This is a genomic window from Azohydromonas sediminis (assembly GCF_003574675.1).
GTDB lineage: Bacteria > Pseudomonadota > Gammaproteobacteria > Burkholderiales > Burkholderiaceae_C > Calidifontimicrobium > Calidifontimicrobium sediminis.
Genome location: NZ_QOAZ01000052.1, coordinates 1 through 12,733 on the forward strand (window position 1 = coordinate 1; position 12,733 = coordinate 12,733).

A 12,733-nucleotide genomic window follows, 5' to 3' on the forward strand; every position below is an offset into this window, starting at 1 on the left:
TCGCGCCGATCGCGATGGAAGAGGGCCTGCGCTTCGCGATCCGCGAGGGCGGGCGCACCGTGGGCGCCGGCGTCGTCTCGAAGATCATCGAGTGAGAGAAGAGTCCGCAGGGGTATAGCTCAATTGGCAGAGCGTCGGTCTCCAAAACCGAAGGTTGGGGGTTCGATTCCCTCTGCCCCTGCCACCGCGCGGCGCGTGCGTCGCGCAACTTGATGCGGTGTGGCGCCCGAGGCGCCGCGCGCACCGGCCAGACCGGCCCGCAGGGGGGTGTGCTACCGACCCGGCGGGCCTTGCCGTTGAAGGCGCCGCGCCCCGTCTGAGGCGTCGCGCCGAGAGTCACGAAGCGATTCCATGTCCACGAACACCTCCGTCGAGACCGTCAGCACCTCGGCCGACAAGGCCAAGCTGGCCGTGGCCGCGCTGCTCGTCGTGGGCGGCGTGGCGGCGTTCTACCTGCTGGCGTCGTCGGACCTGTGGCTGCGGCTGCTGGCGCTGCTGGGGCTGCTGGCGGCGGGCGTCGTCGTGTTCTTCACGTCGGAGAGCGGCAAGCAGCTGATCGCCTTCGGGCGCGACGCGGTCAAGGAGACGAGGAAGGTCGTCTGGCCGACGCGCAAGGAGGCCACGCAGATGACGGGCTACGTGTTCGCCTTCGTGTTCGTGATGGCGCTGTTCCTGTGGCTGACCGACAAGACGCTCGAGTGGGTGCTGTACGGCCTCGTGCTGGGCTGGCGTTGAAGGGGTGATGACGATGACTGAGCAGGCCGTCAAGAGCGACGCCGCCGCCGCGGCACCGATGCGCTGGTACGTCGTGCATGCCTACTCGGGCATGGAGAAGGCCGTTGAGCGCAACCTGCGCGAGCGCATCGAGCGTTCGGGCATGCAATCCAAGTTCGGCCGCATCCTGGTGCCGACCGAGGAAGTCGTCGAGCTCAAGAACGGCAAGAAGGCCGTCACCGAGCGGCGCTTCTTCCCCGGCTACGTGCTCGTCGAGATGGTGATGGACGACGACACGTGGCACCTCGTGAAGCACACGAGCAAGGTCACCGGGTTCGTCGGCGGCGCGAAGAACCGCCCGGCGCCGATTTCGGAGGCCGAGGTGATGAAGATCGTCAACCAGATGCAGGAAGGCGTCGAGAAGCCGCGGCCGAAGGTCGAGTGGCAGGTCGGCGAGCTCGTGCGCGTCAAGGACGGTCCTTTCACCGACTTCAACGGCGCGGTCGAGGAAGTCAACTACGACAAGTCGAAGGTGCGCGTCAGCGTCACCATCTTCGGCCGTGCGACGCCGGTCGAGCTCGATTTCTCGCAGGTCGAGAAGATTTGAGGTTCGCGGCGCGCTGCCACGGCCCCGGCGCGCCGCAATCCCCCAGGGCTGAAGGACGAGGAGCCGTTCGCGGTGCGAGACCCGGCGGCGTTCGAACTCGGTAAGGAGCCATCATGGCCAAGAAGATCGTCGGCTTCATCAAGCTGCAAGTGCCGGCGGGCAAGGCGAACCCCTCGCCGCCCATCGGTCCCGCGCTCGGTCAGCGCGGGCTGAACATCATGGAGTTCTGCAAGGCGTTCAACGCGCAGACGCAGGGCATGGAGCCCGGTCTGATGCTGCCGGTGGTGATCACCGCGTACGCCGACAAGTCGTTCACGTTCGTCCTCAAGACGCCGCCGGCTACCGTGCTGATCAAGAAGGCGCTCAAGCTCGACAAGGGCTCTGGGCGGCCGCACCTCGAGAAGGTCGGCAAGCTCACGCGCGCGCAGATCGAGGAGATCGCGAAGACGAAGATGAAGGACCTCAACGCCGCCGACCTCGAGGGGGCGGTCAAGCAGATCGCCGGTTCGGCCCGCTCGATGGGCGTCACGGTCGAAGGAGTCTGACGATGGCCAAGCTGACGAAGAAAGCCAAGGCCCTGCAGGGCAAGGTCGACAGCACGAAGCTGTACCCGATCGGCGACGCGCTCGCGCTGGTCAAGGAGTGCGCCACCGCCAAGTTCGACGAGTCGATCGACGTTGCGGTGCAGCTGGGCATCGACGCGAAGAAGTCCGACCAGGTCGTGCGTGGCGCCGTCGTGCTGCCCAACGGCACCGGCAAGACCAAGCGCGTCGCGGTGTTCGCGCAGGGCGCCAAGGCCGAGGAGGCCAAGGCGGCTGGTGCCGACGTCGTCGGCATGGACGACCTGGCCGCCGAGATCAAGGCGGGCAACATCAACTTCGACGTCGTCATCGCGTCCCCCGACGCGATGCGCGTGGTCGGCCAGCTCGGTCAGATCCTCGGTCCGCGCGGCCTGATGCCGAACCCGAAGGTCGGCACCGTGACGCCCGACGTGGCCACCGCGGTGAAGAACGCCAAGGCCGGCCAGGTGCAGTTCCGCGTCGACAAGGCCGGCATCGTGCACGCGACGATCGGACGCCGCTCGTTCGACACCGACAAGCTCGCGGGCAACCTCGCGGCGCTGCTCGATGCGCTGAACAAGGCCAAGCCGGCGAGCAGCAAGGGCGTGTACCTGCGCAAGGTGGCCGTGAGCTCGACGATGGGTGTGGGCGTGCGTGTCGATGCGGCGACGATCGCCGCCGCTGCGCAGGGTTGACCGTGAAGGGATGCCGCCGCGCGAGTCTGGCGTGGCGGTGAAGGTTTGGTGGGCTGCGGTGGTCCGGTCTGGGTGCCGCAGGTCATCGAAGACCGCTGGTGGGGCCTTCGGGCTTCTTAATCGAGGCGGCGTCCGACAGGGCGCCGCCGACGCCAGCGCAGATGGCGAACCCGCTGTGATGGACGACGCCGGCGACGGCCGAGTTCGATGCAGAAGGTCGCTGAAGTCCGGTGTGCCGAACCCCGTGCGCGGGGCCAAGCACGTGATGTGAGGAGCAGACCTTGAGTCTCAATCGCAACGAGAAGGCGGCCGTGGTGACGGACGTGGCGGCGCAGGCCGCCAAGTCGCAGACGCTCGCGCTGGCCGAGTACCGTGGCCTCACCGTGGAAAGCCTCAACAAGCTGCGCGTCGACGCGCGCGCCAAGGGTGTCTATCTTCACGTGCTGAAGAACACCCTCGCGCGCCGTGCCGTCGCCGGCACGCCGTTCGAGGTGGCCCGCGAGGCCATGGCCGGTCCGCTGATCTACGGCTTTTCGGAAGACGCGGTGGCGGCGGCCAAAGTGATCGCCGATTTCGCCAAGACCAACGACAAGCTGGTGATCAAGGGCGGTGTCTACGCGGGCAAGGCGCTCGACGTCGAGGGCGTGAAGGCGCTGGCGTCGATCCCGAGCCGCGAGGTGCTGATCGCGCAGGTCGCCGGCTTGCTGAAGTCGCCGATCCAGCGCATGGCCGGCGTGCTCGCCGCGCTGGCCGAAAAGCGTGGTGGCGGCGCCGAAGCGCCGGCCGCCTGAGGCCCCCGTCATTCGTATTTCCCCTTTCATTTCTGCATCGAGGAACCCCAAATGGCATTCGACAAAGACGCTTTCCTGACCGCCCTGGACAGCATGACCGTGATGGAACTCAATGACCTGGTCAAGGCCATCGAGGAGAAGTTCGGCGTGTCGGCCGCGGCGATGGCTGCCCCGGCCGCCGGCGGCGGTGGCGCGGCCGCCCCGGCTGCCGAAGAGAAGACCGAGTTCACCGTGATGCTGGTCGAAGCCGGCGCCAACAAGGTGGCCGTCATCAAGGCCGTGCGCGAGATCACCGGCCTGGGCCTGAAGGAGGCCAAGGACCTGGTCGACGGCGCGCCGAAGCCCGTCAAGGAAGGCATCCCCAAGGCCGACGCCGAAGCTGCGATGAAGAAGCTGGTCGAGGCCGGCGCGAAGGCTGAGCTGAAGTAACACCCGCGAAGCCCCGGCGGCGCCTGCCCCTCCCGGGGCGCCGCCCGTGGCCCGGCGAGCCGGACCCACGGCGGCCGCTCGACGCGGCCGGGGCGCGACGAGAGCAGCGCCAAGCCTGCGGGCTTGGCAGTGTTCTCTGATCCGACTGCAGAGGACCGGTTTGGTCGGGCCGGGGTGCAACGCCCCGGTTGTCCGCCAGCGACGGGTAGTGGCCCGTCACCAAGCTTCGGGCGCAATGCCCGGGTTGCCAGTCGCCGACGAGTGCATGCCCAGGCCAGGCGTGCGTTCTCGACACGGAGCATTTATGGCGCAAGCATCCCCCACCAGCTACAGCTACACCGAGCGCAAGCGCATCCGCAAGAGCTTCGGCAAGCGCGCGAGCGTGCTCAACGTCCCCTACCTGCTCACGATGCAGCGCGAGTCGTACGTCGCGTTCCTGCAGAAGGACGTGCCGCCCGCCAAGCGCAAGCCCGAGGGGCTGCAGGCCGCCTTCCTCTCCGCGTTCCCGATCGTCTCGCACAACGGGTACGTCGAGATGAAGTTCATCGAGTACAACATCGCGAAGCCCACGTTCGACGTGCGCGAGTGCCAGCAGCGCGGCCTGACCTACGCCGCTGCCGTGCGCGCGAAGCTGCAGATGATCATCTACGACCGCGAGGCCGCGGCGCCGAAAACGGTCAAGGAGATCAAGGAGCAGGAGGTCTACATGGGCGAGGTGCCCCTGATGACCGACTACGGCTCGTTCATCATCAACGGCACCGAGCGCGTCATCGTCAGCCAGCTGCACCGCTCGCCGGGCGTGTTCTTCGAGCACGACAAGGGCAAGACGCACAGCTCGGGCAAGCTGCTGTTCTCGGCGCGCATCATCCCGTACCGCGGCTCGTGGCTGGACTTCGAGTTCGACCCGAAGGACATCCTGTACTTCCGCGTCGACCGCCGCCGCAAGATGCCGGTGACGATCCTGCTCAAGGCCATCGGCCTGAACCCCGAGCAGATCCTGGCGCACTTCTTCGTCTTCGACAACTTCCACCTGATGGACTCGGGCGCGCAGCTCGAGTTCGTGCCCGAGCGGCTGAAGGGCGAGGTCGCGCGCTTCGACATCACCGACAAGAACGGCAACGTCGTCGTCGAGAAGGACAAGCGCATCACGGCGCGCCACCTGCGCCAGCTCGAGCAAAGCGGCACCAAGTTCATCAGCGTGCCCGAGGACTTCCTCGTTGGCCGCGTCGTCGCGCGCAACATGGTCGACCCCGACACCGGTGAAATCGTCGCCAAGGCCAACGACGAGCTGACCGAGTCGCTGCTGAAGAAGCTGCGCGCCGCGGGCATCCGCGAGATCCAGTGCCTGTACACGAACGAGCTCGACCAGGGCGCCTACATCAGCCAGACGCTGGCCATCGACGAGACGGCCGACGAGCTCGCCGCGCGCGTGGCGATCTACCGCATGATGCGCCCCGGCGAGCCGCCCACCGAGGACGCGGTGCAGGCGCTGTTCAACCGCCTGTTCTACAGCCCCGACACCTACGACCTGTCGCGCGTCGGGCGCATGAAGTTCAACGCCCGCGTCGGCCGTGACACGGCCGAGGGCTCGATGACGCTGTCCAACGAGGACATCCTCGACGTCGTCAAGATCCTCGTCGAGCTGCGCAACGGCCGCGGCGAGGTCGACGACATCGACCACCTGGGCAACCGCCGCGTGCGCTGCGTGGGCGAGCTGGCCGAGAACCAGTACCGCTCGGGCCTCGCACGCATCGAGAAGGCGGTGAAGGAGCGCCTGGGCCAGGCCGAGACCGAGGCGTTGATGCCGCACGACCTGATCAACTCCAAGCCGATCTCCGCGGCGCTCAAGGAGTTCTTCGGTGCGAGCCAGCTCTCGCAGTTCATGGACCAGACCAACCCGCTGTCGGAGATCACGCACAAGCGGCGCGTCTCGGCGCTGGGCCCGGGCGGCCTCACGCGCGAGCGCGCCGGCTTCGAGGTGCGCGACGTGCACCCGACCCACTACGGCCGCGTGTGCCCGATCGAGACGCCGGAAGGGCCGAACATCGGCCTGATCAACTCGCTGGCGCTGTACGCGCGCCTGAACGAGTACGGCTTCCTCGAGACGCCGTACCGCCGCGTTGTCGACGGCAAGGTCACCGACGAGATCGAGTACCTGAGCGCAATCCAGGAAGGCAAGTACGTCATCGCGCAGGCCAACGCGACGCTCGACAAGGATGGCCGCCTCGTCGACGAGCTGGTGAGCGCCCGCGAGAAGGGCGAGTCGGTGCTCGTGAGCCCCGAGCGCGTGCAGTACATGGACGTCGCGCCGGCGCAGATCGTCTCGGTGGCCGCGTCGCTGGTGCCCTTCCTCGAGCACGACGACGCCAACCGCGCGCTGATGGGCGCCAACATGCAGCGCCAGGCGGTGCCCACGCTGCGTCCCGAGAAGGCGCTGGTGGGCACCGGCGTCGAGCGCGTCGCGGCGGTCGACTCGGGCACGGTCGTCGTCGCGCGCCGCGGCGGCGTCGTCGACTACGTCGACACCAACCGCATCGTGATCCGCGTCAACGACGACGAGACCGCGGCGGGCGAGGTCGGCGTCGACATCTACAACCTGATCAAGTACCAGCGCAGCAACCAGAACACGAACATCCACCAGCGCCCGATCGTCAAGCGCGGCGACCGCGTCGCGGCCGGCGACGTCGTCGCCGACGGCGCGTCGACCGACCTCGGCGAACTCGCGCTCGGCCAGAACATGCTGGTCGCGTTCATGCCGTGGAACGGCTACAACTTCGAGGACTCGATCCTGATCTCCGAGAAGGTCGTCGCCGACGACCGCTACACCTCGATCCACATCGAGGAGCTGGTCGTGATGGCGCGCGACACCAAGCTCGGCCCCGAGGAGATCACGCGCGACATTCCGAACCTGTCGGAGCAGCAGCTCGCGCGCCTGGACGAGTCGGGCATCGTCTACGTCGGTGCCGAGGTCGGCCCCGGTGACGTGCTCGTCGGCAAGGTCACGCCCAAGGGCGAGACGACGCTGACGCCCGAGGAGAAGCTGCTGCGCGCGATCTTCGGCGAGAAGGCCAGCGACGTGAAAGACACGTCGCTGCGCGTCGAGCAGGGCACCAGCGGCACCGTGATCGACGTGCAGGTCTTCACGCGCGAGGGCATCCAGCGCGACAAGCGCGCGCAGCAGATCATCGACGACGAGCTCAAGCGCTTCCGTCTCGACCTCAACGACCAGCTGCGCATCGTCGAAGCCGACGCGTTCGACCGCATCGAGAAGCTGCTCGTCGGCAAGGTCGCCAACGGCGGCCCGCAGAAGATCGCCAAGGGCACGACGATCACCAAGGAGTACCTGGCCGGCGTCGACAAGTACCACTGGTTCGACATCCGCCCGGCCGACGAAGACGTCGCCAACCAGCTCGAGAGCATCAAGAACTCGCTCGACCAGACGCGCCACGGCTTCGACCTGGCGTTCGAGGAAAAGCGCAAGAAGCTCACGCAGGGCGACGAGCTGCCCGCCGGCGTGCTGAAGATGGTCAAGGTGTATCTCGCCGTCAAGCGCCGCCTGCAGCCCGGCGACAAGATGGCCGGCCGCCACGGCAACAAGGGTGTCGTGTCGAAGATCGTGCCCGTCGAAGACATGCCCTACATGGCCGACGGCACGCCGATGGACATCGTGCTCAACCCGCTGGGCGTGCCCAGCCGCATGAACGTCGGACAGGTGCTCGAGGTCCACCTCGGCTGGGCCGCCAAGGGCATCGGCCAGCGCATCGGCGACATGCTGCAGCGCCAGGCGCGTGTGGCCGAGATCCGTCAGTTCCTCGACCACCTGTACAACAAGAGCGGCGGGCGCACCGAGGCGATCGACACGCTGTCGGACGACGAGGTGCTCGAGATGGCACGCAACCTGCAAGACGGCGTGCCGTTCGCGACGCCGGTGTTCGACGGCGCGAAGGAGGACGAGATCCGCGCGATGCTGCAGCTCGCCTATCCCGACGACGTCGCCGCGCTCAAGGGCCTCACGCCCACGCGCACGCAGGCGCGCCTGTACGACGGGCGCACCGGCGACGCGTTCGAGCGTCCGGTGACGGTGGGCTACATGCACGTGCTCAAGCTGCACCACCTCGTCGACGACAAGATGCACGCGCGCTCGACCGGCCCGTACAGCCTGGTCACGCAGCAGCCGCTGGGCGGCAAGGCACAGTTCGGCGGCCAGCGCTTCGGCGAGATGGAGGTCTGGGCGCTCGAGGCCTATGGCGCGGCCTACGTGCTGCAGGAGATGCTGACCGTCAAGTCCGACGACGTCACGGGCCGCACCAAGGTCTACGAGAACATCGTCAAGGGTGAGCACTCGATCGATGCCGGCATGCCCGAGTCGTTCAACGTGCTGGTCAAGGAAATCCGGTCGCTGGGCATCGACATCGAGCTCGAGCGCAACTAAAGACGGAAAAGGAATAGAGCCATGAAGGGACTACTCGACCTTTTCAAGCAGTTCACCCCCGACGAACACTTCGACGCGATCCGCATCGGGCTGGCTTCGCCCGAGAAGATCCGCTCGTGGTCGTTCGGCGAGGTGAAGAAGCCCGAGACGATCAACTACCGCACCTTCAAGCCCGAGCGTGACGGCCTGTTCTGCGCCAAGATCTTCGGGCCGATCAAGGACTACGAGTGCCTGTGCGGCAAGTACAAGCGCCTGAAGCACCGCGGCGTGATCTGCGAGAAGTGCGGCGTGGAGGTCACGCAGACCAAGGTGCGCCGCGAGCGCATGGGCCACATCGACCTCGCGGCGCCGTGCGCGCACATCTGGTTCTTGAAGAGCCTGCCGTCGCGCCTGGGCCTCGTGCTCGACATGACGCTGCGCGACATCGAGCGCGTGCTGTACTTCGAGGCCTACGTCGTCGTCGACCCGGGCATGACGCCGCTGAAGAAGTTCTCGATCATGAGCGAGGACGACTACGAGGCCAAGCGTGCCGAGTACGGTGACGAGTTCGTCGCGATGATGGGCGCCGAGGGCATCAAGAAGCTGCTCGAGGACATGGACATCGACGCCGAGATCGAGCGCCTGCGCGGCGACATGACCGGCTCGGAGCTCAAGGTCAAGAAGAACTCGAAGCGCCTGAAGGTGCTCGAGGCCTTCAAGAAGTCGGGCATCAAGCCGCAGTGGATGATCATGGAGGTGCTGCCGGTGCTGCCGCCGGACCTGCGCCCGCTGGTGCCGCTGGACGGCGGACGCTTCGCGACGTCGGACCTCAACGACCTGTACCGCCGCGTCATCAACCGCAACAACCGACTGGCGCGGCTGCTCGAGCTCAAGGCGCCCGAGATCATCGTGCGCAACGAGAAGCGCATGCTGCAGGAGGCGGTCGACTCGCTGCTCGACAACGGCCGCCGCGGCAAGGCGATGACGGGCGCGAACAAGCGGGCCCTCAAGTCGCTCGCCGACATGATCAAGGGCAAGGGTGGGCGTTTCCGCCAGAACCTGCTCGGCAAGCGCGTCGACTACTCGGGCCGCTCGGTGATCGTCGTCGGCCCGACGCTGAAGCTGCACCAGTGCGGCCTGCCCAAGCTGATGGCGCTCGAGCTGTTCAAGCCGTTCATCTTCAGCCGGCTGGAGGCGATGGGCATCGCCACCACGATCAAGGCGGCGAAGAAGGAGGTCGAGGCCGGCACGCCGGTGGTGTGGGACATCCTCGAGGAGGTCATCAAGGAGCACCCTGTGCTGCTCAACCGGGCGCCGACGCTGCACCGCCTGGGCATCCAGGCGTTCGAGCCGGTGCTGATCGAGGGCAAGGCGATCCAGCTGCACCCGCTGGTGTGCGCGGCGTTCAACGCCGACTTCGACGGCGACCAGATGGCCGTGCACGTGCCGCTGTCGATCGAGGCGCAGATGGAAGCGCGCGTGCTGATGCTGGCGACGAACAACGTGCTGTTCCCCGCCAACGGCGAGCCGTCGATCGTGCCGAGCCAGGACGTCGTGCTGGGGCTGTACTACGCCACGCGCGAGCGCATCAACGCGCGCGGCGAAGGCATGGTGTTCGCCGACCTCGCCGAGCTGCAGCGTGCGTTCGACAACGGGGTCGTCGAGATCACCGCGCGCGTCAGCGTGCGGCTGACCGAGTGGACGAAGGACAAGGACAGCGGCGAGTTCGTGCCGTCGACGAAGCTCGTCGAGACGACGGTGGGCCGTGCGCTGCTGTCGGAGATCCTGCCGAAGGGGCTGCCGTTCGCCGCGATCGACAAGGCGCTGAAGAAGAAGGAGATCTCGCGGCTGATCAACCTGTCGTTCCGCAAGTGCGGTCTGAAGGAGACGGTCGTCTTCGCCGACAAGCTGATGCAGACCGGCTTCCGGCTGGCCACGCGGGCGGGCATCTCGATCGCGATCGACGACATGCTGGTGCCGAAGGAGAAGCACGGCCTGATCGAGCGCGCCGAGAAGGAGGTCAAGGAGATCGAGCAGCAGTACGTCTCGGGTCTGGTGACCGCCGGCGAGCGCTACAACAAGGTCGTCGACATCTGGGGCAAGACCGGCGACGAGGTCGGCAAGGTCATGATGGCCCAGCTGTCGAAGGAGAAGGTCACCGACCGCCACGGCAAGGTCGTCGACCAGGAGTCGTTCAACTCGATCTACATGATGGCCGACTCGGGCGCGCGCGGCTCGGCGGCGCAGATCCGCCAGCTCGCCGGCATGCGCGGCCTGATGGCCAAGCCCGACGGCAGCATCATCGAGACGCCGATCACGGCCAACTTCCGTGAAGGCCTGAACGTGCTGCAGTACTTCATCTCGACGCACGGCGCACGCAAGGGTCTTGCCGACACGGCGCTGAAGACGGCGAACTCGGGGTACCTGACGCGCCGCCTCGTCGACGTGACGCAGGACCTCGTCGTCACCGAGGAGGACTGCGGCACCGAGCACGGCATCTACATGCGCGCGCTCGTCGAGGGCGGCGAGGTCATCGAGTCGCTGCGCGACCGCATCCTCGGCCGCGTCGCGGCGGTCGAGGTGCTGCACCCCGAGACGCAGGCCGTGCTCGTTGCGGCCGGCGAGATGCTCGACGAGGACGCGCTCGACATGCTCGAGGCGGCCGGTGTCGACGAGGTCAAGGTGCGCACGCCGCTGACCTGCAGCACGCGCTTCGGCCTGTGCGCCAAGTGCTACGGCCGCGACCTCGGCCGCGGCGGGCTGGTCAACGTCGGCGAGGCGGTCGGTGTGATCGCGGCGCAGTCGATCGGCGAGCCGGGCACGCAGCTGACGATGCGCACGTTCCACATCGGTGGCGCGGCGTCGCGTGCGGCGGTGGCGTCGAGCGTCGAGGCCAAGAGCGACGGCATCGTGTCGTTCAACAGCACGATGCGCTACGTGATGAACTCGAAGTCGGGCAAGGGCGAGCTCGTCGTGATCTCGCGCTCGGGCGAGATCATCATCGCCGACCCGCACGGCCGCGAGCGCGAGCGCCACAAGGTGCCGTACGGCGCGACGCTCAACGTCAAGGCCGACCAGCCGATCAAGGCGGGCACCGTGCTCGCGAACTGGGACCCGCTGACGCGCCCGATCATCACCGAGTTCGCCGGCAAGGCGAAGTTCGAGAACGTCGAGGAAGGCGTCACGGTGGCCAAGCAGGTCGACGAGGTCACGGGCCTGTCGACGCTGGTCGTCATCGACCCGAAGCGCCGCGGCGCGGCCAAGGTCGTGCGTCCGCAGGTCAAGCTGCTCGACGCCGCCGGCAACGAGGTCAAGATCCCCGGCACCGACCACTCGGTGACGATCGGCTTCCCGATCGGCGCGCTGATCCAGGTGCGCGACGGGCAGGACCTGGCGCCGGGCGAGGTGCTCGCGCGCATCCCGGTCGAAGGGCAGAAGACGCGCGACATCACCGGTGGTCTGCCGCGCGTGGCCGAGCTGTTCGAGGCGCGCTCGCCGAAGGACAAGGGCATGCTCGCCGAGATCACCGGCACGGTGTCGTTCGGCAAGGAGACCAAGGGCAAGGTGCGCCTGCAGATCACCGACCCCGACGGCAAGGTCTACGAGGAGCTGGTGCCCAAGGAGAAGAACATCCTCGTGCACGAGGGCCAGGTGGTCAACAAGGGCGAGCCGATCGTCGACGGTCCGGCCGACCCGCAGGACATCCTGCGCCTGCTGGGCATCGAGGAGCTGGCGCGCTACATCGTCGACGAGGTGCAGGACGTCTACCGCCTGCAGGGCGTGAAGATCAACGACAAGCACATCGAGGTGATCGTGCGCCAGATGCTGCGCCGCGTGCAGATCGTCGACCCGGGCGACAGCGGCTACATCGCCGGCGAGCAGGTCGAGCGCTCGGAGCTGCTGGACACCAACGACAAGCTGCGCGCCGAGGGCAAGATCCCGGCCACACACGCCGACGTGCTGCTGGGCATCACGAAGGCGAGCCTGTCGACCGACAGCTTCATCTCGGCGGCGTCGTTCCAGGAGACCACGCGCGTGCTGACCGAGGCCGCGATCATGGGCAAGCGCGACGAGCTGCGCGGGCTGAAGGAGAACGTCATCGTCGGCCGCCTGATCCCGGCGGGCACCGGCATGGCGTTCCACCAGGCCCGCAAGGCCAAGGAGGAGATGGACGAGAGCGAGCGCCGCGCGATCGCGCTGCAGGAGGCCGAGGAGCTGGCCGCCGCGCAGCTCGCGCAGGTCGACGCTGCATCGTCGGACGACAACGCCGGCGAGTGAGCGTCCGCCCGGCCCGGCCGGTGTGCGAGGGGCGGCTTCGGCCGCCCCTTGCCGTTTCAGCCTAAATCCGGCAGTTACCCCGTCGCTGGCAGGCCAGCCGCGGGTCGTGGTGGGCCGACGATCGGGGCTATGCGGTCGCTGACGTAGCGCAGCAGGCAGCCCCAGCGGTCGAGGTCCTTGAACTGCTCCGCAGCTGACCGAACGTGCTGCAAGGCCGCGCCGATGTTGGCGATCAGCCGCTTGAGCAT

Annotated in this window: 9 protein-coding genes and 1 tRNA gene; all 10 read left to right on the forward strand. The window is 67.5% G+C overall.

Annotated elements, in window-relative coordinates; genetic code table 11:
* The coding region (locus DRV96_RS16855; protein WP_217641567.1) for an EF-Tu C-terminal domain-related protein at nucleotides 1–95 on the forward strand (95 nt) is incomplete at its 5' end.
* Between the two features lie 13 nt (nucleotides 96–108).
* A tRNA-Trp gene (locus DRV96_RS16860) sits at nucleotides 109–184 on the forward strand.
* A 167-nt stretch (nucleotides 185–351) separates the two neighbouring features.
* Nucleotides 352–735, forward strand: a complete 384-nt coding sequence (secE, locus tag DRV96_RS16865) for a preprotein translocase subunit SecE (RefSeq protein ID WP_119293324.1) — start codon at nucleotides 352–354, stop codon at nucleotides 733–735.
* Between the two features lie 13 nt (nucleotides 736–748).
* The gene (gene nusG, locus DRV96_RS16870) at nucleotides 749–1,321 is read left to right on the forward strand and encodes a transcription termination/antitermination protein NusG (protein ID WP_119293339.1); all 573 of its coding nucleotides are present in this window, start codon (nucleotides 749–751) and stop codon (nucleotides 1,319–1,321) included.
* A 113-nt stretch (nucleotides 1,322–1,434) separates the two neighbouring features.
* Nucleotides 1,435–1,866, forward strand: coding sequence for a 50S ribosomal protein L11 (gene rplK / locus DRV96_RS16875; RefSeq protein WP_119293327.1), 432 nt, complete (start codon nucleotides 1,435–1,437; stop codon nucleotides 1,864–1,866).
* Nucleotides 1,867–1,868: 2 nt separating this feature from the next.
* Entirely contained in the window at nucleotides 1,869–2,576 is a 708-nt protein-coding gene (gene rplA, locus DRV96_RS16880) for a 50S ribosomal protein L1 (RefSeq protein ID WP_119293329.1), read from the forward strand.
* 281 nt (nucleotides 2,577–2,857) lie between these two features.
* On the forward strand, nucleotides 2,858–3,367 hold the full coding sequence (gene rplJ, locus DRV96_RS16885; RefSeq protein WP_119293331.1) for a 50S ribosomal protein L10: 510 nt from the start codon (nucleotides 2,858–2,860) through the stop codon (nucleotides 3,365–3,367).
* A gap of 51 nt (nucleotides 3,368–3,418) precedes the next feature.
* A complete protein-coding gene (rplL, locus tag DRV96_RS16890) occupies nucleotides 3,419–3,796 on the forward strand; it encodes a 50S ribosomal protein L7/L12 (RefSeq protein WP_119293333.1) in 378 nt (125 codons plus the stop codon).
* Nucleotides 3,797–4,100: 304 nt separating this feature from the next.
* Nucleotides 4,101–8,228 (forward strand): DNA-directed RNA polymerase subunit beta, encoded by a 4,128-nt coding sequence (gene rpoB, locus DRV96_RS16895; RefSeq protein WP_119293335.1) that lies wholly within the window; start codon nucleotides 4,101–4,103, stop codon nucleotides 8,226–8,228.
* A gap of 21 nt (nucleotides 8,229–8,249) precedes the next feature.
* A complete protein-coding gene (gene rpoC, locus DRV96_RS16900) occupies nucleotides 8,250–12,485 on the forward strand; it encodes a DNA-directed RNA polymerase subunit beta' (protein ID WP_119293337.1) in 4,236 nt (1,411 codons plus the stop codon).
* Nucleotides 12,486–12,733 lie beyond the last annotated feature (248 nt).